This is a genomic window from Pseudomonas sp. GW822-FHT02D10 (assembly GCF_058802345.1).
In genome coordinates this window covers 227768-253456 of sequence record NZ_JBXAOB010000001.1, presented here as the reverse complement: position 1 = coordinate 253456, position 25689 = coordinate 227768, and the positions used below count along the sequence as shown (strand labels likewise).

General features: G+C 53.5%; 17 protein-coding genes and 1 pseudogene. 5 read left to right on the top strand and 13 right to left on the bottom strand.

Translation table 11 applies throughout. From position 1 onward, the window contains the following. Positions 1-3 precede the first annotated feature (3 nt). The gene (locus AC1RPZ_RS01160; RefSeq protein ID WP_493133969.1) at positions 4-1071 is read right to left on the bottom strand and encodes a UvrD-helicase domain-containing protein; all 1068 of its coding nucleotides are present in this window, start codon (positions 1069-1071) and stop codon (positions 4-6) included. After that, a complete protein-coding gene (locus tag AC1RPZ_RS01155; RefSeq protein ID WP_493133967.1) occupies positions 1064-2677 on the bottom strand; it encodes an ATP-dependent nuclease in 1614 nt (537 codons plus the stop codon). The genes AC1RPZ_RS01160 and AC1RPZ_RS01155 overlap by 8 nt, the downstream gene beginning before the upstream one ends. A 181-nt stretch (positions 2678-2858) precedes the next feature. On the opposite strand from AC1RPZ_RS01155, the gene AC1RPZ_RS01150 reads away from it, so the two are divergent. Together AC1RPZ_RS01150 and AC1RPZ_RS01145 are read left to right on the top strand one after the other, a co-directional pair. Beyond that, the gene (locus tag AC1RPZ_RS01150; RefSeq protein WP_493133963.1) at positions 2859-3590 is read left to right on the top strand and encodes a hypothetical protein; all 732 of its coding nucleotides are present in this window, start codon (positions 2859-2861) and stop codon (positions 3588-3590) included. 115 nt (positions 3591-3705) lie between these two features. Further along, complete coding sequence (locus AC1RPZ_RS01145; protein WP_493133960.1) at positions 3706-5292, top strand: hypothetical protein; 1587 nt, start codon at positions 3706-3708, stop codon at positions 5290-5292. Positions 5293-5453: 161 nt separating this feature from the next. Here AC1RPZ_RS01145 and AC1RPZ_RS01140 read toward each other — a convergent pair whose 3' ends face one another. Together AC1RPZ_RS01140 and AC1RPZ_RS01135 are read right to left on the bottom strand one after the other, a co-directional pair. Beyond that, positions 5454-8252: an SEC-C metal-binding domain-containing protein gene (locus tag AC1RPZ_RS01140; RefSeq protein ID WP_493133955.1), complete on the bottom strand. Its 2799-nt coding sequence runs from the start codon at positions 8250-8252 to the stop codon at positions 5454-5456. Between the two features lie 346 nt (positions 8253-8598). After that, a complete protein-coding gene (locus AC1RPZ_RS01135) occupies positions 8599-9669 on the bottom strand; it encodes a DNA-binding protein (RefSeq protein WP_493133953.1) in 1071 nt (356 codons plus the stop codon). Between the two features lie 195 nt (positions 9670-9864). On the opposite strand from AC1RPZ_RS01135, the gene AC1RPZ_RS01130 reads away from it, so the two are divergent. Together AC1RPZ_RS01130 and AC1RPZ_RS01125 are read left to right on the top strand one after the other, a co-directional pair. Further along, positions 9865-10848, top strand: coding sequence for a tyrosine-type recombinase/integrase (locus tag AC1RPZ_RS01130; protein ID WP_493133951.1), 984 nt, complete (start codon positions 9865-9867; stop codon positions 10846-10848). Positions 10849-11107: 259 nt separating this feature from the next. After that, positions 11108-11419: a DUF7693 family protein gene (locus tag AC1RPZ_RS01125; protein WP_493133949.1), complete on the top strand. Its 312-nt coding sequence runs from the start codon at positions 11108-11110 to the stop codon at positions 11417-11419. A 108-nt stretch (positions 11420-11527) separates the two neighbouring features. Here AC1RPZ_RS01125 and AC1RPZ_RS01120 read toward each other — a convergent pair whose 3' ends face one another. The 8 genes from AC1RPZ_RS01120 to AC1RPZ_RS01085 form a co-directional block, all read right to left on the bottom strand. Next, entirely contained in the window at positions 11528-12085 is a 558-nt protein-coding gene (locus AC1RPZ_RS01120) for a hypothetical protein (RefSeq protein ID WP_493133946.1), read from the bottom strand. Between the two features lie 801 nt (positions 12086-12886). Further along, positions 12887-13336: an Xre family toxin-antitoxin system antitoxin gene (locus AC1RPZ_RS01115; RefSeq protein WP_493134777.1), complete on the bottom strand. Its 450-nt coding sequence runs from the start codon at positions 13334-13336 to the stop codon at positions 12887-12889. A gap of 904 nt (positions 13337-14240) precedes the next feature. Continuing rightward, positions 14241-14522 (bottom strand): hypothetical protein, encoded by a 282-nt coding sequence (locus AC1RPZ_RS01110; protein WP_493133944.1) that lies wholly within the window; start codon positions 14520-14522, stop codon positions 14241-14243. A 794-nt stretch (positions 14523-15316) separates the two neighbouring features. Beyond that, the gene (locus AC1RPZ_RS01105; protein WP_493133942.1) at positions 15317-16537 is read right to left on the bottom strand and encodes a Wadjet anti-phage system protein JetD domain-containing protein; all 1221 of its coding nucleotides are present in this window, start codon (positions 16535-16537) and stop codon (positions 15317-15319) included. Beyond that, on the bottom strand, positions 16503-19826 hold the full coding sequence (locus AC1RPZ_RS01100; RefSeq protein WP_493133940.1) for an ATP-binding protein: 3324 nt from the start codon (positions 19824-19826) through the stop codon (positions 16503-16505). Before AC1RPZ_RS01100 ends, AC1RPZ_RS01105 begins: the two co-directional genes overlap by 35 nt. Further along, a complete protein-coding gene (locus AC1RPZ_RS01095; RefSeq protein ID WP_493133938.1) occupies positions 19819-20568 on the bottom strand; it encodes a DUF4194 domain-containing protein in 750 nt (249 codons plus the stop codon). The genes AC1RPZ_RS01100 and AC1RPZ_RS01095 overlap by 8 nt, the downstream gene beginning before the upstream one ends. Before the next feature lies 1 nt (position 20569). Next, a complete protein-coding gene (locus tag AC1RPZ_RS01090; protein ID WP_493133935.1) occupies positions 20570-22069 on the bottom strand; it encodes a DUF3375 domain-containing protein in 1500 nt (499 codons plus the stop codon). Between the two features lie 302 nt (positions 22070-22371). Then, the gene (locus AC1RPZ_RS01085) at positions 22372-22725 is read right to left on the bottom strand and encodes a hypothetical protein (RefSeq protein ID WP_493133933.1); all 354 of its coding nucleotides are present in this window, start codon (positions 22723-22725) and stop codon (positions 22372-22374) included. A gap of 672 nt (positions 22726-23397) precedes the next feature. On the opposite strand from AC1RPZ_RS01085, the gene AC1RPZ_RS01080 reads away from it, so the two are divergent. Further along, positions 23398-23892, top strand: coding sequence for a histidine phosphatase family protein (locus AC1RPZ_RS01080; RefSeq protein ID WP_493133931.1), 495 nt, complete (start codon positions 23398-23400; stop codon positions 23890-23892). 1167 nt (positions 23893-25059) lie between these two features. Here the strand turns inward: AC1RPZ_RS01080 and AC1RPZ_RS01075 are convergent. After that, a pseudogene (locus AC1RPZ_RS01075) lies at positions 25060-25179 on the bottom strand (GGDEF domain-containing protein); the annotation flags it as partial. Positions 25180-25689 lie beyond the last annotated feature (510 nt).

Here is a 25689-nt window from a genome sequence, read left to right as displayed (position 1 = left end):
CAATTACGGCACCCACACTGGCAGTTTTGAGTTCCCAGGCTTGTCGATGATGATCGCCAGGCTTTGCTTGGCCCGCGTAGCTGCAACATAAAAGGCGGCCGCTGGCGTGGATTCGAGATAAGTCTGCTTCTGGATGAAAGCCTTGATCGGCGCGGTAGGCATGATCAGCACCCGCTCAAATGTCGCACCTTTCGACACCTTGAAATTCATGAAGTCCAACTCGAACTCCTTGCCAGAAGCTATGGTGCTGCGCAAACACTGAGGTCGGTACCGCTCGACGTATTGGTCGACATGCTTCGAATGCACCAAGTACACGCCATCATGTTCAGACACCACGTGGTTCTCAGATGTGGTTCCTGGGAAACCCCATGACTCATCAAAAATAGTGTCAGAGAACGTCGCGATCTCAGTTCGGCAGCGGTAAGTTGTGGTCGCATAGTCAATGCTCAACAGCCCTCCCTTTTCGCGCACAAGAAACCACTCAAGCGCACCTGCGTACCCATACTGTTTGTTTTTCTGTCCCCTTGGGTTGGTCGAAAGCACCGCTTGGCGTACGTCACCAACCATACGGACGTCGATCCGCGACTCAAGCAAATCATGGATGATTTCCCAATCGTAACCACTGAGATCTTGCACCTCGTCGATCAGAATTTCGCCGTAAAGAGACTCAAGTCTTCGTAACAATACCGGGGTGGCAGCCATCAGTTCTCGCGCAAGGCGGCCAATCTCGCATGCGTAGATCTGGTTGCTACCATCCATAAATCTCTGCTTGCCGTTCGCGTACATGCTGGGGCGACCTTCGAAGTTGAAGCCCCCTACCCGCTCACCCGGGAATTTGAATGGCAGGAACGGCTTTGCAAAGTGGCGAAGCAAGAATGTATACCAACCCAGAACCTCGAGGTTAAGGCGATCACCGGCCTGGGCGCCGAGACGATGGATCACCTCCTGCTGATTGCTCTGGGTGAACGTGACAATGAGCACACGCCGATCGGTCGGTAGTCCTTTGCAGTGATCGACCAGTCCTTGAGTTTTTCTACCACCAGCGACAGCCAACGTCAGAAGGTTAGGCATTGTGGATGAACTCCGCCGCGGCCTTCATGTAGGCCGGTGGGCTGAGCACCTCATTCGACTCAGCCAGTCGAATTGCCCCTTCTGTTTTCTCGCGCGCCATCCAGGTCAATAGAGTTGCTGCCGCAGTGATGCCGAGTATCTTGCGCAACTGAGGCTCGCCGTTCGCTGTAATAAGCTGGGGTTCGAGCGTGGTGCCGTCAGCCACTGTGCCGATGAACAGCTCTCTGCGCGTCATGTCCAGCCACTTTAGAACCGGAGTACGTAGGTCTATTGGTTCAATGCCGTCGTTGTCACGCATCACAGCTACGGGCTTGTTGATGGCCGCGCAAAGCTCAAGGCATCGCGCTAGTGCCAGACCACGCATGCTGATGACATCTATCCCGTGGGCCATCGGGCGTGCTCCGAAGCAATCTTTGTAGACGCGTTCAAATATGATTTCGTCAGATGGCCCCTCGACCAAGACGACTTTTTTCGCGAGCACCAAGCGGAGGGTGTCGTAGCCAGGCAGCTTCTGAAAGTAGCTCACTGTATCTGGATCAAGTTCTGTGATTTTGGACGCGCTATTGCGGTGAAGAAGCAGCAATGCGTCGAGGCCGAGCCGGTTCAACACGTAGGTGCTGTGAGTCGAAATGAATAGCTGCTGCTCTTCTGTCGCCAGTTCTTCAATGCGATTGAGTAGGGTTGTCAGGCTGGTATGAGATAGATGGTTTTCAGGCTCCTCGATCATCACGATGTTCGCCTTCGAGGAATGACGCTTCATCGCGAGCGAGATCTTGATAGCAGCCTGTTGCCCCTGGCCTGCCATTGCGAATGGAAGTCCGTCAACATGTGGAGTAACAACGCTTTCCCACGACGTTCGAGACGTCTGATCCATTGCTAGCGCCATAGGCTCTGACTGCAGTGCAGCGCCCAGACCGGAAAGTCGCTTGTTCACCGGCGCCAGCGCACCATCCGTCATGGATGCTTTGATACCGCGGTAGTCCAGCGAAATCTGTGCTTTCTCGGATGTTTCCAAGTGGTCGCTCAGGATCTGGCGGAGATGGTAGTCAACGCCGGCGGCGGATTTGACTGTGCGAGAATCAATGGTGGCCACAGAGAGTGCCCGTGGCCGCCGTGTGAGTTCTCTATCAGCGAAGGAGCGCCATTCGTAGGTGTAATACTCGACGGGAAGCAGCGCAGATGGCGCTTTCAGCCATTCATCCAGCTCGTCCTGATACTCCTCATTGGGGACAATAGACAGAACGATTCCAGGACAAGCGTTCGTGGGAACGTCAGCGTTAACGGCGCCTAGCAACACCTGGAGTTCCAGTGTGTCTTTCAGGTAGAGCTCAATCAGGATTTCCGGGAGTTTAGGTTTCTTCCCCGCATTCCTGAGGGCAAGAAACTCAGCCACCATCTCGGTGTTGAACCAGTGAGGGTTCAGCTCCTCTAGAATCCCTCTCCCACCGATCCGCCCGTTAAGCGCCAGCGAAATTGCCTCCATCAGCGTGGACTTGCCGGCGTCATTGTCACCAACCAGGATGTTCGCGCGCGGGTTAGGTTTCAGCAGGAAATCTTTGTAGATACGGTACCCACGGATTCGGATTTTGGTGATCACGTTCGACATTCCTTGGCGAGGTGCTGCTAGATGGCGCTTTGATGGCCGTATTGCTTGATGCTATAAGCGAACTGGTACGTTGTCGACTCCGTCATGTTCTGGTGCCCGCCCCTCCTTTTACTGGGTCACCAGGCAGTCTACGACGCCGGATAATGCGCTGCGCCACCTTAGACCCTCCCCCGAGGTAATAATGTCGTCGTCCGTTCTAAAGTTTGCTTGGTCTAAGGTTCGCGACCATAAGGCGAGTAAGTACGCCCTGCTCCTGATTGCTCCAGTCGTTGTAAAACCGTTGGACTTCATCCCTACCAGGAGGCCGATCCATTTGCGGCTCAAGGGGCTCTGGGGATTGCCGTTAGTTGTTGCAGGTGTGTGGGCAGCTTTAGCCGGCCTGATTTTAGAGTGGGCTTATGGAAACTCTGCTGGGTCTGGAGTGTCGGTTGCCGAGGCATTTACGATCATCGGTCGCCTCAAAAATATGACCTGGGTGTTGGTCACTGCTTCGACCGTAATATTGCTATACAGCATTAGCATTCTACGTTGGGGATTCCACTGTGCTGCGATCCGGCTGCTGAGGAGATGGTTTCCCACTATTAGCATGCCGCACTGCCTTTTCTTTGTCGTCAATACGTCGGGATGGGGGATGTGGCTTGCCATCTACGGATTTGGCCTATTTCAAGCGGTCAAATGGTGGGTCAGTGCAGGCAAACCTACCTATGCGCCGGACGCCAGTAACTTGACCGAACCGTTGTTACACTTAGCCGTTCTTTGTGCTTTGGGCGGGTTGCTGCACCTGGCAACCCGAAATAGTAATGAAGGGTTGCGAGCGCTTTACGGAGGGCATCGAGGGCTGAGCTTTTTGGTCAACCTCGTAGGCATCATCCTGATGTTTCTCCTCGGCAGCATTTCTTTAATGCTCGGCTAATCTCCCCAGCTAGTAACCAGCCGCACCCAGTCATAGAGCACTCTGTGCAACTCAGCTCAGCTATGTGCTGAGTTGCCAACAACTGGCCACCTCGCATGCAACGGGTTTAGCGGAAATGATCACAACGGTGCTTCGTACTCGGGATCCAGTAGGTAACGGGTCTCCGGAACGTGAGGCGACAAGTTCTCGATCAAGTCAGCCCGCAACCGGTTATCAACTCGTTCTGTATGACCGCAGCCTCACCCCTTTATGGAACGCGCTGGGCATCAGTCAGCCTGACTTGAAAAGCTGTATCAGAGAGCTGGAATGCCTGGCTAAAACAGCGTATGAGCCTGAGCACGATGCATTGTTGCTCGACATCTATAGGCACATGGATAGGCATCTGGACAAGGCGACTGCCGCGGATCGACGAAGCCTGAGCCTCCTGCCTTTGCGCTCAGGCGATACCTGGACGACGAAGCGCCCACTGTATTATTCGCACTACTCAAGTCTCAAATCCGACAAGATCGCCTTGTGGGTGCCACCCTGCGCGGCTGACACCATTCCCCGTTTCGTTAACGCCGCAGGTCTGGAGAGGCTTCCATTCGCTGCAGCTGCTCCTGTGAGAACGAACGCGACTACCGACGAGCTGCACTTTCGTTTTCACACCGCACTTCGCATACTCAAGGCTGACCTTGCGAGAGATGATGAACGCTCGTACAAGGCAATGGAGCCATGGACTCGGTTCGACAACGCCAGCGTAAATTTGCATCTGCCGGGACAGCTGATCGTCAACGCAGCACCCAGAGGCTTGCGGCAAATTCCAATGCAGCTTCACGCCTACTCCGATCTGCCCGCTCTTGCTGTGCATTTCGATGACGAGAAATTTATCGGCAGGAGCGAGTATGGCTGCATCGCCATTGCGGGTCTGGGCGATGGCACGTGTACGCGAGAAATCGCGCTCGCGTGGATGTCCGCCTGGGCTACCAGCGAAGACTGCGAGTACATCCCTGACATCAGTCTCGCTACCGAAACTGTGGAAACCAGTCTTGATGCGTTGATCGCCGAACAGGAACGTTTTGGGGGAAGTAATCGCAAGCGAGTAATCAAGCGGGATGCTGGGGCGACGGCTGCCACAAACAATCCTGAGCGCCCCATCCAGACACGCAAGCTGAAGGCGCTGCCTCCCGAGTTCCAATTTACTGTTGATGTCGTTGACGGAAGCGATCTGACTTTTAAGGGGCCGCAGCCGCGCAAGACTGGCCCGCTTATAAATGAGCCGCTCACGCCTAAACGGTCATCTTCGACCGCGGTGCCAGAATGCGCATACAAGCAGTACTCTTCCGCAGAATTGCAGCTCAAGGCTTGGGCTTACCTCGAAGCTTCGCTGCAGCGGCATGATGCTGTTCTGGTCGACCTACAGGCCTACCGAGGGGGCGGCGCCGACGGCGCTCTGGATAAGGCTACATTCATTGAGATGAAGTCGTTCGCCCGCGGGGCCCCCGCGGAAATCACGCTTACTGAGACCGAGTTCCGCCGTGCAGAAGAGAGCAAAACCAACTTTTATTTGGTGATCATTTCGGGGTTGGAGGAGGGATACGAGACTGAGCTGCGTATATACATCAATCCCACCAAGCACCTTCCATGGACGCCCAAAGGTCATGTATCGATAGGTGGACTGGCCAAAGGGGCTGCCTTGGTGCTGAAGGAAGTACTGGACTGATCGAGGTGCTTGGCTACTGCGCGCTCGCGCTGTATGCCAGTGTCGTAGGCTACGAGTGTCTCGCCAGGCGACCTCCTGACAGCGAGCTTTCTCGACAGACGAAGGGTCGCGGCCCCATTAATCTGTCGAGAATGCTAGAGAACATTGGAAATCAAAAAATATTACGCTTCGTGACACTTCTTGAATTTCAGCCCCGACCCACACGGACACTGCTCATTACGTGCCACGACTCCCATCGTTTGCCTATCCGCCACACGCCTAGTTTTGCTGATAATGCGGGCGATTAAGGCAGTTTGACCCTCGACCTCCAGTCTCTGATCCTCCTCTAAACCCTCCAGATAAGGATCCAAACGCTTGATTTCGGAGATAGCCCCCCGGTGATCACCGCACCAAGCCAGGATCACCGCATACTGACTCCTGACTTGAACCATCTTGGCGATAAGGCCTGCCTGGGCAACGACCGGCAGAACATGCTGCTCCATGACTTCCTTGGCACCCATGAAATCGTTGACGCCCACAAACTCGTCCGCCAGATCTTGGCCGACTCGGACAACTGACTCGTAGCCCGCAACCATTTGATAAAACTTCATGGCGTGGATACGTTGTAGAGGGGCATGCAGGCCCTGACCCTCACGGGCTTTGGCATACACTTCTAAAGCATCGGCAAGGTGCTTGATGTGCTCATGGACGTCAGATGGTCGATTGATTACCTTCCAGAGGACATCCGGATTCTTGCCCATGACATCTTTAGGCGTCAGCCCCAAGATCTCAAAGTATTCACCAGTTACCTTCCTGCACAATGCTTCAGCTTGCTTGTGGCGCTTCAACTTCAACAGGGCTATCGAATGGTTGTAATCAAATACCCGTTGGTGATCAGCGTCAGGGATTTTTGGCGTGGCATACGCAACCGCCTGCCTCACCTCGTCCTCACGGTCTTGGTCTGATGCCAACAGCATTTTTCGCATCGCCCACGCGACCTGCTCGCGGAACTCAAATCCATGAGTGCTGAGAAGTTGCTCCATCATGGACAGGGGTTCAGCTGCCTCCTCAAAATGCCCCTTTCGCATGTAGGAGAACACAAGCCCATCAAGCGCCCAGAATGACTGGTGGGGACTCAGATCACCAGCGTAAAGCGCCCGCTCCAAGCTTGAGGTGATATCGACCGATATCCCCATTTCGTAGAACAGTTCCTCGCCTGCCAGCCCAATGAGTGTCATCACGTCGTTGAGCCTGATGAATACCCGAGTAAGAAGTGAAAACCGCGAAGTATCGCGATTTTTCTCCAAGCCCTCGATCAGCAGCTCCTTCAACGTCACCAGTGCAGTAGTGATCACGGGCTCACCCATGAGTTCCAAGTGGCGTAGGCCTAGAGCACGAACGGCATCATGGACTTTGAGTGTTTTGGCACCAAACACATCAACTGTCCCTGTGGCCTGGATTTTCTTGATGGCCGCAGCTGCGCCGCCCTGTGACAGTTTGAGCGTGGCCGATAGCAGACGCACGACTTCCTCATGCGTGAGCCCTGTATCAGCAAGGCTGACGACAGCTAAGGCGTTTTGGGTAACCTGGTCATAACCATCGTAAACGCGAGCCAGGATGACCTCTTGAGCCGTTTCCACAACGTTCGATTGTTGGCCGAGATCGGCGCATAACGCCTCGATGTCTCCGCCGTATTCAGATAGGGCAACGGTAATGGCGCTATCGACGTATAGCGGTAGCCCGCCTGAGTAAATCCGGAGCTGTTCGAATGCCTGGGCACTACCGAACGCGCCGGCACCACTAGCCACCCGAGCCACGGTTTCGAGATCCCACCCAAGCAGTGTTTCACGCCGCAACGTCATAACCGCTTCGAGTTCCCGGACATTCTCATGAGGCTGACATAGAAGAATGAACCGAATGTGGCGAGTCGCGTTCAAGAGATCACGCAGGTTCGCGACGGGAATGCGATGGGCATTGTCGACAACAACCACCAAAGGAGCCTCAGCTTGCTCCATAAATCGATCGAACGCCCGAATCGCCTCATAGCCGCTAGCACCTGGCAAGAGGATATGCCGGATACCTTCCGGGTCTTGCTTGGAATACTTCGAGGCAAGCTCCCGCACGATGGAGCTTGCAATAGCGGGCCCAGGTAGGTCACCCACATCGTAGTAGGCACATGGTTCAGGGCTATGCAGTGCAGCATGGGCGGCCCATGTGGTTTTCCCTGCGCCAGACAATCCACAAATGATGCGAACCCGTTCCTCCGATGCAAGTGTAGGCTCGTTCTGCTGTGGCCTGTATGAGGCGGGCGGCGTGGGAAAGTCTTGCAGCTGTACGATCAATTGCTCAAAAAGGCCTGGCAACTCTGAAGTGCGGAACACGTGCCTAGAGTTTCCATTACCGGCAGCGGACGCCATCATCACCAATCCCGCCATTTTCCAGGTCAGGGCAGAAGGTGACAGGACTGAGAAATTCATTTTCTCAGCCTGTGCCACGCACCACTGTGCCGCCTCCTCCAAAGTCGCCCACGCAGGCGGAAGGTAACCTGGGCGCGAAGCTTTTGAATCAGGATGAAGGTAGATCAAGTCCGAGGAAATCTTGTTCTCGTCTACCTCAGTCTGAAGCGTTTCCCCGAGCGGCTGATTTGCAACGATAACAAACTGAGGATTCCCAGCACGCCGCCCTGGCCCATGCTCCTGCCGGATCAGTTCGAAGCGTTCCAATGCGCCTGCGGCGTCGCCGGGCATAAGGGGGCGGGAGCGGGTCTTAACCTGGATGTAGACCCGACCAGAAGCAGTGCTGAGTTCTACATCTTCATCCAACTCGACCAGCACCTCGTTCACTTCAGAGGACTGAGCCAGGAAGAGGCAGCCCACAGCGTACAGATGTTGATAGAGAAATCCCTTATGTACAGACTCGATCCGTTTAAGTTGGGCGGGATCTAGCACGGCATCGGGATGTTTCTGGTCATTCGATTGCATGGGATGTCCATTCCAGGATTCGGCAGAAAATCTTCGTAGAGCTGCAGATCAGAACGCTGCTATCACTGCTGGGGTTGAGGATGATAGATGGAAGCGGGTCAGGTTGTTCAGCTAAACCGATCAGGGGGATCATGCTCTCTCAGGCTCTTACGGCCTTTCTATCTGACGATGAGCCGGGCAGCCATGGAGACCTGGTACCGGCGGCATCCATTTTCATAATCGGAGTCAGGGAGCCGAATGGCTCAACCCTTTCTATGAGCATTTGGGATAGACGCTGATGAGCGAACTTCCAACCTGAGGTGCCTTCATCATGGCTACGTGGATTTCCTGTGATCTGATCCATGTTTCAACTCCTAGGTCGTTTCGAAGGCTTGGCGTGCCCGGCGACTTGCTTATCCTCTACTCCTGAGGAGGCATTGCTACCCTCCTCCAGGCTTGGCTCATCAACCCTAGCCTGCCGCAGTTGCTCATTCTCTTTCTGTGCAGTCGCCAGCAGCACCGCGGTTTCTTGCTCACGCAAATCGGCTACAGCGGCGAACTGGTGGAGTGCCTTGACCTCTTCGCGCAGAGCTGAGATCTGATCCAAGAGGTGCTCTGCAACCCCAGCGGACTTGGCCTCACCGTGGCGCAGTGCTTGAATTTGCGTGTTGAGAGACTGAACCAAAGCTTCTTTCGTGTGCAGGGCTTTGGTTTGCTGCCTAGCTTCACCGAGCAGGCGTTCATTGTCGCGATTCAGTCGCGTCAAATCGTCCTGTTTCACGGCGATGGTCTCCCGCAGCTTGCGCTGCTCAACCTGCAACTCATGCAGTTGAGACTCGTGCTTGCGTTGATCCTGATCCCGCTGTTCCTTCGCCGCTTCCCGATAGTGCTCAAGCGCCCCGCGGGCCTGAACGTGCTTTTCCTCCAGCGATTGGATGTGCTTGTCCTTTTCAGCAACCAGAGATTCTAGGTCGGTGCAGCGCTGATTGAGGCCTGCGTTGCGGGTTAGCTCAGCCTGAAGCGAGGACTGGGTGGTTGCAAGTTCAGCGTTCAGCGTCTCTATCGCGGCTTGTTGGGTGGCCGACGTACGTTGAACAGTGGCCAGCTCCGATCTGAGCTCGGTGATCTGGTTTTCCAGCGCACCCCGCTGCAAGTCAAAAGTTGCGGTCGCCTGGGAGATTACTTCCTGGCCCTCCTCCATAAGCTGATCCAGCAGCGTTTGCACCATACCGTTGAGCGTCTCGCCCATACGTTCACGTGATGCCACGGGCTCTGGGTTGGAGGGCTCAAGCTCTTTCAAGTACCGAGAAATCGTTGTCTTGGAGCCCGTATTTCCTAGCTCTACGCGCACTGCGTCGATGCTGGGGTTGGCCCCCCTGGCCAGCAGCGCCTGACGTGCTCTTTGCACAACAGCTTTATTGATTCCGCCTCGAGCCATGGGGGTCTCCTACGATTTCGTACTGTGTTACATGTCATGTAGGTACATAACACTTTATAGAAATTTTACGCCGTTTGATGTTGATTTGCTAGAAGCCCATAATAGTGTTTTATGGCTTCTTTACTCTCTGGCGCCCAGAAAACCTTCCTGAGGCGCAAGAAGACAGAAACGCTCCGCTTTTGAAGGCAAAGTACGATGGAAAAGGCAGATCGGTACCTCAGCGCCGGCACCCGGGAGAACACCCGAAAAAGCTACCGGGCGGCGATCGAGCACTTCGAGGTGACTTGGGGCGGGTACCTGCCCACGACCGGCGTGGGCGTCGTTCGCTACCTGGCGGAGTACGCCGATAAGCTTTCCATCAACACTCTGAAGCAGCGTTTGGCAGCCCTTGCGCAATGGCACATCACTCAGGGCTTCCCTGATCCGACCAAGACGCCTGACGTTCGCCAGATGATCAAAGGCATCAGGGTCGTGCACCCTGCACAGGTTAAACAGGCCGCCCCACTGCTGCTGAAGCACCTGGAGCAGGCGGTCACATGGCTCGAAGGGGAAGCTGCAGTCGCCCTTGGACGCGGAGATTACAAATCGCTGGTGCGTCACCGTCGCTCGGTGGCGATCATTTTGATCGGGTTCTGGCGTGGCTTTCGCGGCGACGAGTTGGCCAGGCTAACGGTGGAGGACACTCAAGCCATAAGCGGTGAAGGTATTACCTTTTTCCTGCCCTACACCAAGGGTGACCGCCAGCATGAAGGAACTACGTTCCAGACCCCGGCGCTCGCCATGCTTTGCCCCGTGGAGGCCTACATCAACTGGATAACAGTTGCCGGGATCGCGAAAGGCCCGGTGTTCCAGCGAATTGATCGCTGGGGCAATCTGTCAGGCAAAGCCATGCAACCGCATAGCCTGATCCCCGTGCTGCGCCGCATTTTCAAAGAGGCTGGATTGCCAGCGGAGCTGTATAGCAGCCACTCGATGCGGCGAGGCTTTGCGACCTGGGCCTCTGCGAACGGTTGGGACATCAAAGGCTTGATGGGGTATGTGGGCTGGAAGGACATGAAGTCCGCTTTACGCTATGTGGATGCTAGTGTGTCGTTCGGCGGAATTGCTTTGCGCGCGGCCCAGCAAGCGCCCGTCATTGAGAGTAAAAAGATTTCCAGTGAACACTCACGCACTGATTGACACCTACCCTGCAGGCTCAAAATGTTCTTTTAGAAGGCTGTGAAAGAAGTCATTCAAAATGATAGAGGGCTCGGAGAATTTATCCGCTACCTCGCGAATCTGTTGGACAGTTCATGGCTGCCCTGCCCCGAATAAAGTCGCCTGACAATATCGGTCTAGCCCAGAGCACTTAGGTCAGCCGAAATGCCATTCCCGTCCTATTCCGCGCAGTTGTGCATCTGTATTCTCAACTTCAGACTCAACTCCAATCTATCCCGTCATGGATACAAGAATGCTCACCGCTCGAGAGGTTCACCAGGTACTCCGTGATGTTTCTGTCGGTTCACGCTCAATGCGCCGAATCACTGAGCACACTTGGAACGAGATCTATTGTGGCCTGATGACCGTCGAAGCAGATGGCTGGATGATCACTTTTTTCATTGATTGCGGTGAGTTGGACTACTGCGATAACTGCTGCAGTCCTGACGACCGAAAGTACGAATTCACCTCAGATATAAACGCCCTTGATCCAGTAGCTCTTCTGAGCCCGGAGGAGCATCGCAAGCTTGAGGAACTGCTCACCAATATCTGATGGCACCTCAAGCAATGCTATTCGTGCGTCAGTCCCTGTTGTCGCCTGTTAGCAAGCCCAGAGATTTGCGCAGAGTGGCCTATGGTACCACTCTGAGTTCAGTGAGGCCTACAACCCGCTCGTTGTCTCTAACAGATCCAGCGGCTCACGCCCCATCGCCTCCATCAGTGCATTAGCAAGCCAAACGGCATCGAGCATGCTGAACGAATAACACATGAATTCGAAAACAAGCTCAACTCCCCCGTCTTCAACTGTGTATACCCCAACTCTTTCAGTTTTTTCGCTCCCATCCGTCGCAAGCTCAACAACATAGACTCCATCTTTTGTCTCGTGGCAGTTGAACCTACCATCGGCACAGTAACTCCATTCTCCGGACACTCTTTTTCGATATGATCTTTTAAAGATACTGTCGTGATCGTCTGGCGTTGGTACAAAGCCTGCCTGATTTCCCACTGTTATGAGCACAGCATCGTAAAGACAGCGCGCGATGTCTTCCGCTACTCCGTTGGCAAACCGAATGGGCATGATGTCCAATTGCACATCGACATAGTGATCGCTCTGCCTGGAAACCTGGCACGGGTACAGCTCGTCATATTCACGACCACGCCAGCATATGAATTCGCGTTCTGCGAAGAAAGTTGCCGGTTGCATTTCAGTTTTGCTCACAAATTTCACCATCGTCATGTTCTTAAAAATAACAACGGATGCTTTGAAGAAAAACTTTAGCGAAAGGGTGAAATATTTGTGGAGGCCAGAATCCTAGGCATCTGAACCGGACACATCAGGATGACGGTCACAAAGTGTTGTCCGCCGGCAACAATGCTTCGGATTCCAAGGTAGGAAGCGGATTGAAAAGATTACGTCCTAGCAGGATGCAGATCCGACCACTCATACGAACGCCAAGCTATCAGTCGGAGCATGAAATTGAGCCGGGCCGCGAGGGCCCGAAATATCGATCATCTGATGGATAGCATCAAGCATCGCGAGCGAGAGCTGCTCTAGGAGTATGTAGGTACGGGGGAGCGTTCAGGCTCCTGATGACGAGACTACAGGCCGGACACCCTCCTCCAGCTAGCCTGAGAAAACACAGTCCCCGCCACTGGCAGTAGCTGTTCACGAAAAGATTGCGTGCGCCGCAAAAAGCTCAGGACATTTCTCCGCTCATCATCGATGATGCTTTCCATAAATCGCTGCGTTCAGAGAAAGGCATGAAATGTTTCGGGCAGTGTATGACATGGTTTTGGCGAGACAAGAGATCTCTATCTGAGCAAGCACGAGAGCGGGCGTTTATCGCTTCGGTCAACGGATTGAAGACTTTGCAGGTCACGCCTGAGGGCGGGATGTCGATAGATCCCCAAGAAATACGCGAACGTGTAATTGCGAGTCGTCATTCGCTTAAGCATTTCGTGAGAAAAACGTAAGCAGACCTCCCCCAGCCGTTCGCCGGGGCATCGGCAACAACTCTGTCTATGTGAGTACTCCATGCTCCAGGCGGCCGATGAGGTCGAGCACTGCTTGCGTTTCTACCCTAGTGCGTAGCATCTGCAGGGGAGCTTTCCTGGCAAGTCCACGAGCCGGTGAGATCATCCAGTTTCGTACCGCCAACACGTCCCCTTCCTGCAGCTCATAAGCGGCGTCTAAGACCGTAGTCAGCGAATACAAGCGATCGCTTTCAGCGCATGTGAAGCGCCCAGCTTTTTCTCTCCGCACGAGTGTCGAGCGAGACATGCCAAGGCCCAAGCTGAGCACCCTCATCTCGATCCCAGCTTTGATCGATAGCTGCTCGAGGAAAACAAACGGCAGCCCATTGCGAATGTACTCATGTAGCTTGGAGCCACGACTAGGTAATCCGAGGCTATACCATAAGCACGTGGTGGGAGGCTCGCCTGGCCGATACTCTTCAACAAATGACAGCATCAATTCACCTGCGTGCCGTAGGCCCCATAGGGGGGGCTTTGAACAGTTTTTGACGATACAGACCCGCTCTCCAAGGCCTGTGAACGACGACAGTTTCATGCGTGCCCCTTCGGGTACGGCTGTCGTGAACCAAGCCTGGCGCAAGCTCCAGTCATGGCCCGGTGGGCTTCCATCCTCACCCCTTCGGCCGTTGGCCTGCGCGCTCCGCGTGCCTCGATCACAAAGCTGATGGTTGAACGAAAAGATCAAGGCATTTTCCAGATCGTCGCGACTACCCTTCCGCACAGATATTACCACTGCCCAATGCAGCGCTATTGGATGGTCGTCACTCTGTCGAACTCAAAACGGGCATCCGTTAATGACCCCTAAAAGGGACATTAAGTGGCAAAAGCTAGGTTAATGTCCCTTTTAAGGGGCATTAAATGAGGTCGCGCCTAGCGGCTGAAGTAACTCTACCCCCTGCGCACTTAAAACCAGCAAGGCGTTTTCGTCGTATTGCTTCGCCCCCTTCGGGATACGGCTGTAGTAAAGCAAACTCCGGCAGTGCAAGGTTTCGGCCCTAGCGGACTTCCATCCTCACGCCTCTGACCCGTCCTGGGCCTGCGTTTCGCTTACGCTGATGCGGGATCTTACTCGGTGCGCTACAAGGGTTTGACGGGCTAAGTGGGTTTCACAAGAACAGAGATTTATAAGCTCAGCGATGACCTAACACCTCGAATCCAGGCGTGTATAGAGACGACCCTTATGAGTGACCTCAAGAAGTAAATCCATCTACGTAAAATACAACGGCAGAATCTGCCTGACCTGACTCGGGCGCGCGATCAGCTCCGACTCGCAGGCTTACCCCATCAACTTTCATAGGCACACAAGGAGCACATCTGTACTCCTTGCGGCACTTTGCCCATTAAGACGTGAGATAAGCTTGCTCGCGCAACATAGCTAGCCAGTACCCTAAGGTGAAGGGCGAGGTGAGGCGTATCTGCACCGCACTTTTCACTCCCAGGGCCGCACCCTGTTCGTCTTGGTTGAACGCAAAGATTTGCGCAGGGGCGTGGCTATTTCTAGCGGGGGCATCAGCCTCATCGAGAAATTGCCGAACGATGGAATCCGCCAAGCTCGCTTCAGCAGAAAATGTTGGCTTCTTTTGCCTTACGGGCAGCTTGAACTCGATCACTTTACCCAACATGGCTGGCTAATCTCATCTTCCGGGCTTTCTTACGGCTTGAACTTGATCCGCATTGGCTATTAGCGCCTTGGTTACGGCTTGACTGATGATTTCGTCAACGCCTCCCAGCGTCTTGATGCGCCCTTCTCTAGCGGCTCCTCCCGAGCTTGTATTGCCAGTACGAGGGTTTAGGTATGGTTTGGTGAATGGATCGGACATGGGGTTCTACCTCCACTGAGACAGTCCTACCTCTTAATCATATGCTTCTGCTGTTAGCAGCCTGTATTTGCCGCCGAATGGCTGGGTGACTGGTTTTCTTGATTGGCGTGCCACCTATGGCGGATGGCTGTTGTAAAACGCGCGCCGCGATGCGGATCTCGGCCCTGAAGGGCTTTCATCCTGCTCGCCTGCGCGCTCCGCTAGCAAGAACTGGCCTAAGGGCACTGTCTGTGAATTATGGCCTTGATAGCGGCAGCGCCTTGAATCTCAAACCTGGAACCTAGGCGATGGCTCACTAATGACGGCACCACTTTCCGAGTAGCGCTGATGATGCCACTCGCGTAACTCTACCGCAGAGCGGTGAGATCCGCTGGTGAACAGCCGCCTTCCGCGGGCCACGGACAGGAAGCCCCATGTCACACCGGAGCAAAAGGCTGCAGCACTTTGACGTGAGCGAGTAACCCGGGGCAGCGCCCCAAGAATATGGCTCACTTGCCTTTGCGAGGAAACTGCGATTTGACTGCGTCTCAAAATATTAAGAAATGTTGTATTTTTGACATTTCTTAGGCGCACGAGACTGTCTTCGAAACCATGCTTCAATGAGAACTGCTCGGGCCATAGGATTTGATACTTGAGGTCACCCAAGCCTGCAATGCCTCGTGTACGTCCTGCTGCGGGATAAATTCTTGCTCTAACCTCCCCTTCGTGCGCTTCACCAATAGGCAAAACAATTCGGTTTCAGAGGTCGTCAGACCAGGTGGAGGCGTATCTTGCGCTCGTACAAGCTCCTTTACGGCCGAGCCACGCTTATGTTTGTCAAAGACGGCTTTGGACATCAACAGTGATGTCACCTCACCATGCTTCACACGAGCCCGTGCGAGCATCTGCAAACCCCAGGTGTCCATGTCCCCCCAGTAAGCAACTGTCTTCTCGCGATGCCTGGTTGAACCCAGCCAATCTAAGTCCAGGCCACATCCTAAAATCGCAACTGTTCCAGGCACATCCAGCAATTGGTGAAGGCATTTTTCGTTCTCCACGACCAGAAGCCGCGCTCCAGGCAATGCCACCTGAGCAAGCTCTGAAGTCGTCACTTTCTGTCGTTTGAATGGCAGAAGCCCGGCCTCGAGTGGTACTACCAGCACCCAGTGGTTTGTCTCGTCATAAGCGTCCAGAAAGCCACACAAGCTTTGCTCTGAGGCTTCCCCCTCGAAAAGGACGTCTAACAACTTTCTTAAGAGCGTGTCGTTTCGCTCAAAGAATTTCGTGTCAACGCCATACCCCGAGAGCAGTCGCAAAGGCTGACCCTTCGCACATCCCGGAGTCAGTTTCGAGGCTAGTACAGCAGCCTGAATGACCTCATCGCTCGACCGTTCCTTCCAGAGAAGCCGCCGGGCGATGAGCAATTTATGGAATTGTTCGGGCACGTGCTCCACCAGATACCCCAGAGCTTCGTACTCCTCGATGATCGATTTATCACCCGTAGCGGTCACCCACTCAGACGGGGTGCGCAGACACCATTTGCTTGGGAAGCTGATTTTTTCGGCTCCGTTTCTAAATGAGGCGTTCGACCATTCAACCCTTCCGATACTGACCCCACGCCATGCTTCCACGTGTCTTTGAAGCTCAGATATCCGTGTATTGAAACACCGCGCAGAAGGCCTACCGATACTTAGCTCCCACGGCCAAGCGGCTGGATTGAGAAGCTGCTTGAGGCGAACGCCTGATTTTTGCCATTGCTGGGCTAACCTCTGGCGAAGATCTTCCGGCGATTTCATATCAGTTTCACTGAGTATCGACAGGGCCACTGCCGTCATCATTTCTGTCTCTAGCTTTCCTGCTGTGATAGTAGGTTTCGAGCTCTTCCCAGCTCATAGACACGATCGTCGATGCGCCATCTTTTTTGTGAACTATGATGGCAGATCGAGTGTGCAGCCGGAGGAGTCGTAGCTCCTTGTTGGGGGTTACAAAGATGGGGTGCAGCCCGAACTCATTAAGGGCAGCGATGATTCGCGCCGCAACGCTTGCGGACGTTCTAGAGAATGCTTCGTCGAGTACCACGGTGCCAAAGAGCGGCTTGCTTTCCCCTACAGGACACAGGGCATACCCAAGCGCAGCAGTGAGGATGTAAGAGGCGATAATTTCCTTTTCGCCCCCACTATCGCCATAGGAGCCTTTCCTGCCTGCTGTTGCTTCCTTAGTGAGTGCATCAACCACCGCAACCGAGAACTCTAATCTGAACCTCGAGTCGAGCATTGCCCGCGCACCCAATGTCTTTCTTTTCTCGCATGCCCTCCTGAGGCTCTCCACCACGACCCTTAACGCTCGATAGTGGGTCTCGCCGATGTCATCCGTAAAGCGAGCGGTGTTCAGCTTTCGCTGTGCTGTCTGTAGGGATACCAAATCCTTATGAACAATCTTGCTTGTAACGAGGCGAAGATATTTTCCTGGCAGAAACTCAACACGTCGCAGGGTGTTATTAAGTTCCTCGATACGTTCCTCAATCAGTACGACCTCTTGTTCAACAAAGCTCAAGAGCTGGGTAACACCGTCATCGGACGAGCGATTCAGATAGGTGAGGAAGCGCTCGACTTTTTCGGGAAGAGCTTCGGTGGTGAGGATCCTGAGCCGCTCAAGGTATGCAGGCGCATCGGTTACTTCAAGACCAGCTTCAGCCAGCGCACCAGTATCAATTGATTTGGCTTCAGACATCCTCTTGATCAGATCACCTTCCGCCCTGTTCAACTTTTCGTACAATTCTTTCATCTGAACTATGTGGACATGCGAACACCGTAGCTCAATATTTTCTAAGTCTTCCAGTTCAGCAGCACTCACGACGGGAAGGTGTTTTTCGAGTTTCCCACGTTGTTCTTGTGTCAATCCTTTTCCAGCTAGCTCCGACTTCTTGCTCAGCTTATCCGTAGCAGTGCCAAGGCGGTCTTTCAATCTGGTATAAACATCGCGTGCATTGAGACACTCAGTCTCGAGCTCTTCTGCCTTCTTGATGCCATCATCCAGAAGCAACTTGGCTGAAGCGACGTCCGTGCCGGGTTGAGTAAAGTAATCCAACTGGCCTTTAAGATCGGTCAACAGACTCTCAGCGCCACGGAGATCTATCAGACTGAATTCGACTTCGTTGATGAACTGATAAGCCATGCTGGCCTCTTCGAGATCACCTAAGCGATCCCGCGCAGCTCTTAGTGCTTCAAGGGCAAACTCAAGCTGATTACCTGCATCAGAGATTTGCTGACTCAAGAATGCCAGCCGGTCTCGGTTATCGAAGCCTGTGAACCAATCAGAGTTCAATAGGCGCTGATCTCGCTTCTCAAAGAAGTGAGGCTGCCCAGACATCATCCCCTCCTTAGTCATCGCATGAGGGGTTGTCTGCAATGTATCCGGGCTTTCTACACAGTGACGGTCGTTTTGTGCAAGTAACGCTTCTACCGCTTTCTTGAACGGATGTGGTTTGAGCTTGAGCTTCCGAACGTACCCGTCAGGCAAAGTCTCTCGAACCTTTAGATCCAGATCGACCTCAAGGACTCTCACATGCAGATGATTGTCACGGGCGTTGATCCATCGTAAAGCATGTGTAGCTCTGTCAGACGGAACCAAGATTCGAAGCCTATGCCCGCCGAGCGCCCGCTCAATCGCGCCTCGCCATTCATGTTCTTCTGGCTTCACTTGCACCATCTCAGCCACGAAGGGCAATTGAGCCTCATCAACCTGGAGGTGCTGGGCAAGTTGGCTACGAAATTGGTGGTATATCGTTGGTACGTTTGAGCCCGGGCGTTGCTTGACCTCCTCAACCTCCAGGCTCAATGTCTGGAGACGCCCGCGTACATCCGACTCCTTGATCCCCAACTGAAACGCCTCAGAGCGCTGATCTGAAATCTGATGCGTTAGTTCCTCATACCGTTGATTCGCCAAAGCCTTATTTTGGGCAAGGCCGGCTTCGGATAGCTCTTCGGTAAAGCCCAGCCTGTGCATCCGCACCTGGTACTGAGCTGAAAACGTTGCTCTGACGTTCCTAGTAGACTTCCACTCGTCCACTCGTTTTTGCAGCTGATCAATGCTTGCTCCCCCCTTCTGCAAGTAGGCTTGACGGAACATCTCGCATTGTTGCAGCAACTCGTATCGCTGCTCACCAAGGTGCTGCATGGTCAGCGCAGCGTTCTCCGCTTCCTGCTCCAGTCTTCTTTTCTCTGACGACCAGAGTTGGTGGGACTGCTCAGCGAACCAGATCGGCGCTAGCTCGCCAGCAAGCTGCAGTTCTTCAATACTTTCTGTTTGCGTCTTGTAGGTTTCCCACTCCCCCACTATGGGCTTGAGCTTTTGCTGTTGTGCCCGAGCAGTTTCCAGTTCGTGGTGAATAACGTTGAGGTCGTCGAAGCTTTTGACTACCTCGCCTGCCCGCTTGAATGCAGACCGGTCATCCAACACGAGATCGCGAAAAATCGTATCAATATCAGTAAGTTGCTTAATACCGGCAGCTCGGTTCAACAAGGCAAAAGCGTTGTCACCGACCTGGAACAAGGCGCGAATTTGTGCGAGGTAATCCCTGCGGGTAGTGTGATAGTTGAGTCCTTGAACATTGTTTTCTAATTGCTCGAGACCACGCTTACCCTCCTCGTGGAAAATGGCGAGCCAAGATTCCAAGCACTCTTCCGGGTTGGTGCTAAAAATCCAATATTTACCAAGCTCTGCCATCGCTGAGCTGGTACCTTCGAAATGAAATATCACACCCAGGCGAACCAGTTGCTGCCCTCGCCGAAGAGTGGCACATATTCCTGAAACTGTTTGCCCAAGACGGGTACCTTGCTGCTTCGACTCTTGCCCATCGCCCAACCCAGAGACACCCCGGACATATGAGACCAAGTCTCTGTCACTATCATTCCCACCTGTAGAAGCAAGGTTGTAGCGAGGATTTTGGCAAATCAATGTCATAAACGCGTCGACGATTGTCGTTTTTCCGCTGCCTGTTACGCCAATCAAGGACGTTCCGACGGGATCGATCGGAGCGAGGTGCAGGCCGTCGAAGCTACCCCAGTTGTAGATCTTTAACTCCGTCAGCACATATCCTTCAGAGCTCCCGCTAACTGGATTACTCATGGAAGTCCTCTCCTTCCTCGCTCATAGGTGAGAACTGGTCGGTATTAAAATCGTGAGCTAGCAGCCACTGGAGCAAAGCTGTCAGATTTTCAGGGTTTGCGACGTGAGCGATCAGCGGGCGTATCGTGAACCGGTCACTATGCTCATTCATGGAAATGAGATGGTGATTTCTCAACTGCAGAAGCAACCTGACCGCCCTTTTTCGATCTTTGAAGTCAGCACCGTGTTCTCCGAGATAGGCCCGCAAGTGAGTAATCACGTCATCCACGGTCATTTGAGGAATGGTAGCTCCTATACCGTTCTCCATCTCGCACTCGATCAAGTACTGCCTAAGCACTGCAATCAGCAGCGTTTGCTCAAGGCTGAAGGCATGATGACGAATCAAAGGATGCGTCCACCCTTCGACGATTACACCGGACGCATGGAGCACTCTGATGAAAACCAAACCTCTGATTTCGTCAAATTGAACGTTAAGATCGAAGGGCTCAAAGATCTGATCCACTAGCTCGGCGTTTGCCAACGCGGCCCGGTAGAGCCGCTCATAGTCTGCCTCTTCGATGAACCCGTGCTTAAACAACTCCTGTACCACCTCTCGAATCACGCGGGGGGTTCGTTGATCGTCGTCCTCCACGTCCAAAACATCGATTTCCAGATCTTCCAGCTCTTGTTCCTCCTCCGCATTTTCGCTGAGCTCCTCTTGATCACCAGGCTTGCCTGTCAATTCATCAAAAATACTCGGCATGTCAGAGCTCCCATTTGATATTGCGAAGCTTCTCGCTCTCAAGTTGGGTAAAAGGCAGATGGAAGCGCCACCGGCGATGGTCTGTATCTGTCAGATCAAATGGGGCTGTCTGCTCCTCGTAGATATCTATTCCTGCTTCCCGGGCCATGGTGATCCAGATGGTGAAGCACTCAAGGTCGTGCGTCGGAGGAAGGAGCGAAGCTAGCTCCACCAGGGACAGTGGACGTCCCTGCTCTGCTAACACTTTCAACGTATCTCTAATGAATGCATCTCGATCCAGGCCATCAAAGGAAAGCCAGAACTCCTCTTCAATTTGATCGAGAGACACGTGGCGCCGGCTGAGGTCGAGAACCGGTGCTGTCTCTCCAGAAATGCCTTTGAAGCGTAATCGCTCAATCACAGGAACTTTGACCAATGCCATCCCGATCGGAGGGAGTGGTACTTCTTGGAGCCGCACAGCCTGGCGATTCCAATCCAGGTTCACGATCAAGCTAAAGATTTCGTTCAGTAAGTGCCCTACTCGATGGTGCTCAACAACAAGCCCGGTTTTCATGAAGCTTTTGACGTCTCGCTCACTGCGGGCCCTGGCTTGCAAAACCAACTCGGTCTCTTGGATCAAACGCGGCACTAGGCGCAACAGCGCAATCTGCTGAGACTTGGTCAAAGCTTTGGAAACGGCTGGATGGCGCATGATGTTCTGAAGACGAAGCCTCATCCGCTGAAGTTCGTGAGGTGTCCACAATTGCTGTAGGAAGCTGTCAAACACCCTGCCTTCAGGCGTGCTCAACAAAGCTTCTTGCCCGTCCAGCAGATTGTCGACGATCTCTCCCCTGTGAAATTTTTCACTGATGATCGACTGACGTAATGATCGGTCGGCATCCCGCCAAGAATCTTCCATTCGCCGGAAGTCTGCCAGCAGGCCAATAGCGAGTCCGTAAACCTCCCTAATCGCTTCGATGGCTTGCTCTTCATCGAGCACGGGAATCAGTCCAGCTTTCGCACGCCCGAGCTCCTCCTGTAGCTCTTTGATACGCCGTTGTAGTGCAAGCTTCCTACTCCTGAGATCGGAGTTCAGATGGGTCTCAAGGTTCTCAATTTCCCGTTGCACCACTGACAACCGAGAGGCGGTCGATGTCATTACGCGGTTTTCCAGGGCCTCGGTGAACCGGAATGCCGACGCCAGAAAGTCTGTCGCGTATATCCGCCCATTACGCTCGACGATAAGCCGGCGCTTTATACATTCCCTGAGCTCTCGGTTTGCTTGCTGAAGCTCAGTCCCACGCTCTATCCCATAAAGTTCAGGATCAGAGCAATTGGCCAAAGCATCAGCAAGAGATCGGAGCGCATCGCTCAACTCGATGCCCTCACGACCTGGCTCGAAAAGCAGTCCGAGGCTGGCAAGAACAAAAGGGGCACATCGCGAGGCGAGCAGTAGCCATGCGGGGTTTTGCGTGCGGAGGCCAACAAAGTGCTCTGCACGTTGTTGAAGGCTTTCTTCCATGGGATAAGTACCCACAGGCGAAACGCGGTGAGATGGTTTTGCGGCTCGCGAAATAGGCCACCGCTACGCTATTTGCCCGATCAAGCGTAGCCGGTTCGGTCGAACTAGCAAATTTTCAGTTCAGCCAAAACTTGGCCAGATGCACTCGACCGCCCGATGATCAGGTACAAGCCGACTATGGAACGCCTTATCTAGACGAACGGGTGCTTCTTACATTCCCGGAAGCACCGCCGGTCTGGATGTGTCCAAAAACACATATCGATCGTACGCGCAGATGTTCGCACCAGGCGAGCACTCTGGTTTCAGATGCCCAAGTGGTACTCAAGCCGGAAACCTCGTAGATCTCGAGAAAGCTGGCCTAAAGGCATAAGAAGCAGAAGCCCCTGGGCGATGTGTTGGCTGTAGCAGGACAATAGGGCGATTTTTTCTGGAGGTTGGTCGAGATGCGGAAGCGCCAAGTCGGCTTCGACCAAGGCGTTCTTCAACAACTGAAGATTTTCGTCACTCAGCCATTCTCGGCTGAGATACTCCACTTTACTACGCACCTTCGGCGGCCCATAGCTGAGGAGAAGGCCTACCACCGCTTGTTGAAGCGCAGCAGCTCCAAGATGTGACCTGGCTACTTCCCAAAGCTTACCTTCTTGCGCCAGATCCATACGCCAATGAAACCTACCTCTGACTGTCATTATGGCCATTCGCTTCTTCCTGTACGTCGTCTGCCCTATCGGCCACATGCGGCGTCACTGATAGTGGTACCCACGAAAAACAACCCCTGGAGGTTCTCGGGCCCCCGAACTGGTTTTGACTTTTCGAGTGGCTTGAAAAGCTAGCCGCGACTCACGTCGCGAACAAACGATCTGTCCTTCCTATCGACGAGGTAAGAATCCACTCACTCCGGCCGTCATTGTTCAGTACAAAAAACGGATTCTAGGCGAAAACAGCAGAAATCAATCGAGTCGACTGACCTGAATTTCTGGATGCCAGGATTGGGCGAGACTGCAAGATCCCTGCTTTTGTTTTGCTATCAAATAAGAACTCCGATTTCTTTTTTTGGATTCAAGGGGCACTGCCAAAATATTTTTGGGTTGCATCCTAGCGCTGCTATTATCGCTAACTGATTCGGACGGTGCTGCCACGATTTCCTAGCTCGTCGTGCTGGCCCTTGTACCGAAGCGGCAGCCGGCCATCTTCCCCATTACAACAAATGCATGGTGCTCGGCATGACGAGTGCCAACACGGCCGTACGTAGCGCTCTAAGCCGCAACACGTGCGCCTTCGACGCACTGCATCTGCGCATTCGGTGGTTCCCCTTCGGTGGACATTGAGTCGTGCGTATACTTCGCTTCTTCTCAATTGCTTATGCTCGATTTGAGATGTGGCCCATCGAAGAATTTACGTATTTGTGCCCAAACCGCTTCGCCGGCACCACACAGACCGAGCGAAAGCCACATGCGGAGAGCTACTGGAAGAACGGACACGCTGCAATGATTGATGGGCCAGGCGCTGAGTCGTTCGATCATCTGCTTGGGCGTGTAGATGCGATGCTGGCCAAGCTTGCGGATTACAATGCTAAGGACATCCTAGTCTTCAGCCATGGGCAATTCATCAGAGCCGCTGCTTGGCGGATCAAGCATGGAGACCACGCCGACTCACACGATCCGATGCGTGAATTTCGGGCCATCGATGTTCGGGAACCGCTGAAAAATTGCTGGGGTTACCAGCTTGTGTTTGACGACGGCAGATGGACAGTCGAATGCCAAATCGACTCATCTGGACAAGAGAGATTTATCGACGATTTCTGCACAAGCCAGCGGTCTCGGTGACACGGTTCCAGCTAAGCTTCGCTGTCTCGCCCCTAGGCCCGTACGATTCGGTGTAACGTAACTTTGTGCATCGTAACAATCGCAACGTTACGCATAAGAAAACTGCGTTACGAGCCAACAAACTCAGCATCAAGAGCTCAAAAAAGTCATTCAAATTCCACTGCGTAACAGGCTCAATGGCACCTCAATATGAGTGCTGTTCTTCCGAAAGACCTAAGTCAAGCCGGGCGTGACCCGAATGGGCGATTACCCCCTCTAAACGTCAGGGGCTACCTACCATCACACGATGGGACATTAATTGCATTACTGCTCGGTTATCCGTTTCTCCCCGTGAGATGACCAACCAAGACGTCTCCGCACCTGAGCTTGCACCTATCGCTTTTGCACACACTTTGGCTTGCACGACCTAAATCCGTCCATATGATAGAAAGCCCTTCAATTAGATAGGCAATCTGAAAATGCGCGTCAAAGAAGTTTGGCTCACCTTACTGCTCCTGGCTGCGACAAATGCCGTAGGCGCCTCCTCCTCCCACCCCGACCTCTCTGAAGCTCTCGCATGGCCAGGGCAGGACGGAAATTACCTGCAGCTGCTCAAAGGAGAACATGGCCAGTGGTACATTGCGTCTGCCGTGGTCAAGGATGGGAACGTAGCTACGGCATTTGGCGAAGTATCGCAGCCCTCAGATCCGTCCTCATATCCGACCCTACATCTTCCTCTGGCATCGATTCACGTGCGAGGTCTCGAATGCGAATCCCTGTCATACAACTACATTCCGACCTCGCAGAGTCAGCCTCAGGCATATTGGATGGCCGTCCCACGAGGAATCACGGTGGTGAAGCCCACATGCCAGATCAAGAACACTCCGGAGAAATGGCAATTCGTCACCGACTGACAAACGTTAATTTCCTCCGGACAAAATCTAGAAATGGTGCTCACTTGAAAGTGGACACCACTCCAGCTCTCCCGCCCTTTTCACACCGCTCTCCCCGTTAGATGACGCTGAGGGCGAGTGATTCCCCCAAATTGTTAACGTACTGTAGGCGCCAACGCCGAATTGACCTACGTGCCGACGCAAGACTGACCCAACTCCAATCGGCAGAAATCCAGCACAGGAAATGGTTCGCGAGGTATCAGACTGGGTTAGTGGCATCTCGGTAACTGGATCAATTCGGCGTCGGCGCCAACAGTACGGCCTGCTTCACGGCCTGCTTCAGCAGAGCCGCCGCCTCGCGGGAGTCCTCTGGATACAGCGTTAAGGCAGTCGCACGAGTCTCTGATTGGCTCATAACGTCACTGTGGTTGGTTTTTATTGGCATATATGAAGTCGCGCGCAGCATATCCTTACGCACACCAAGAGGCCATACATAATGTATGCCTACTCCCTGTTGAACTAGCTATAGACCGAACTTCACATTGCCGTTATGCGTTCAAGCCGATCCAGACATGGATACCCACGTAGAGGCCAACACCAATGATCAGCACGCTGGAAATCGAAAAGGGATCGTAGCTATGTACTCACTCACTGCCTGCGTTCTTGTCGATTACAGAATCATCCCAGGCATGTACCCAATTTGACACGATCGCTGTGTTGGAAGAAATTGATGATCCGTCTCTTCTCTTCGACCTGAAATCTTGTGGTTGTATCTGCTGCCCAAATTTTCGACACGATCGATTAAATGTTCCCCAACCGCCCCCTGGCCCAGTCGATTACTGGGTGCCTGGTTTCCCAACAGGAGTGACAAATTGCTGACTCGGCCCGACAAAGACGCGCTACGTGCGATGCTGGAATCTCAAGT

Coding starts and splice junctions, on each gene's coding strand:
- AC1RPZ_RS01160 (WP_493133969.1), bottom strand. CDS start 1,071: ATGCCTAACCTTCTGACGTTGGCTGTCGCTGGTGGTAGAAAAACTCAA.
- AC1RPZ_RS01155 (WP_493133967.1), bottom strand. CDS start 2,677: ATGTCGAACGTGATCACCAAAATCCGAATCCGTGGGTACCGTATCTAC.
- AC1RPZ_RS01150 (WP_493133963.1), top strand. CDS start 2,859: ATGTCGTCGTCCGTTCTAAAGTTTGCTTGGTCTAAGGTTCGCGACCAT.
- AC1RPZ_RS01145 (WP_493133960.1), top strand. CDS start 3,706: ATGATCACAACGGTGCTTCGTACTCGGGATCCAGTAGGTAACGGGTCT.
- AC1RPZ_RS01140 (WP_493133955.1), bottom strand. CDS start 8,252: ATGCAATCGAATGACCAGAAACATCCCGATGCCGTGCTAGATCCCGCC.
- AC1RPZ_RS01135 (WP_493133953.1), bottom strand. CDS start 9,669: ATGGCTCGAGGCGGAATCAATAAAGCTGTTGTGCAAAGAGCACGTCAG.
- AC1RPZ_RS01130 (WP_493133951.1), top strand. CDS start 9,865: ATGGAAAAGGCAGATCGGTACCTCAGCGCCGGCACCCGGGAGAACACC.
- AC1RPZ_RS01125 (WP_493133949.1), top strand. CDS start 11,108: ATGGATACAAGAATGCTCACCGCTCGAGAGGTTCACCAGGTACTCCGT.
- AC1RPZ_RS01115 (WP_493134777.1), bottom strand. CDS start 13,336: ATGCTGTCATTTGTTGAAGAGTATCGGCCAGGCGAGCCTCCCACCACG.
- AC1RPZ_RS01110 (WP_493133944.1), bottom strand. CDS start 14,522: ATGTTGGGTAAAGTGATCGAGTTCAAGCTGCCCGTAAGGCAAAAGAAG.
- AC1RPZ_RS01105 (WP_493133942.1), bottom strand. CDS start 16,537: ATGATGACGGCAGTGGCCCTGTCGATACTCAGTGAAACTGATATGAAA.
- AC1RPZ_RS01100 (WP_493133940.1), bottom strand. CDS start 19,826: ATGAGTAATCCAGTTAGCGGGAGCTCTGAAGGATATGTGCTGACGGAG.
- AC1RPZ_RS01095 (WP_493133938.1), bottom strand. CDS start 20,568: ATGCCGAGTATTTTTGATGAATTGACAGGCAAGCCTGGTGATCAAGAG.
- AC1RPZ_RS01090 (WP_493133935.1), bottom strand. CDS start 22,069: ATGGAAGAAAGCCTTCAACAACGTGCAGAGCACTTTGTTGGCCTCCGC.
- AC1RPZ_RS01085 (WP_493133933.1), bottom strand. CDS start 22,725: ATGGATCTGGCGCAAGAAGGTAAGCTTTGGGAAGTAGCCAGGTCACAT.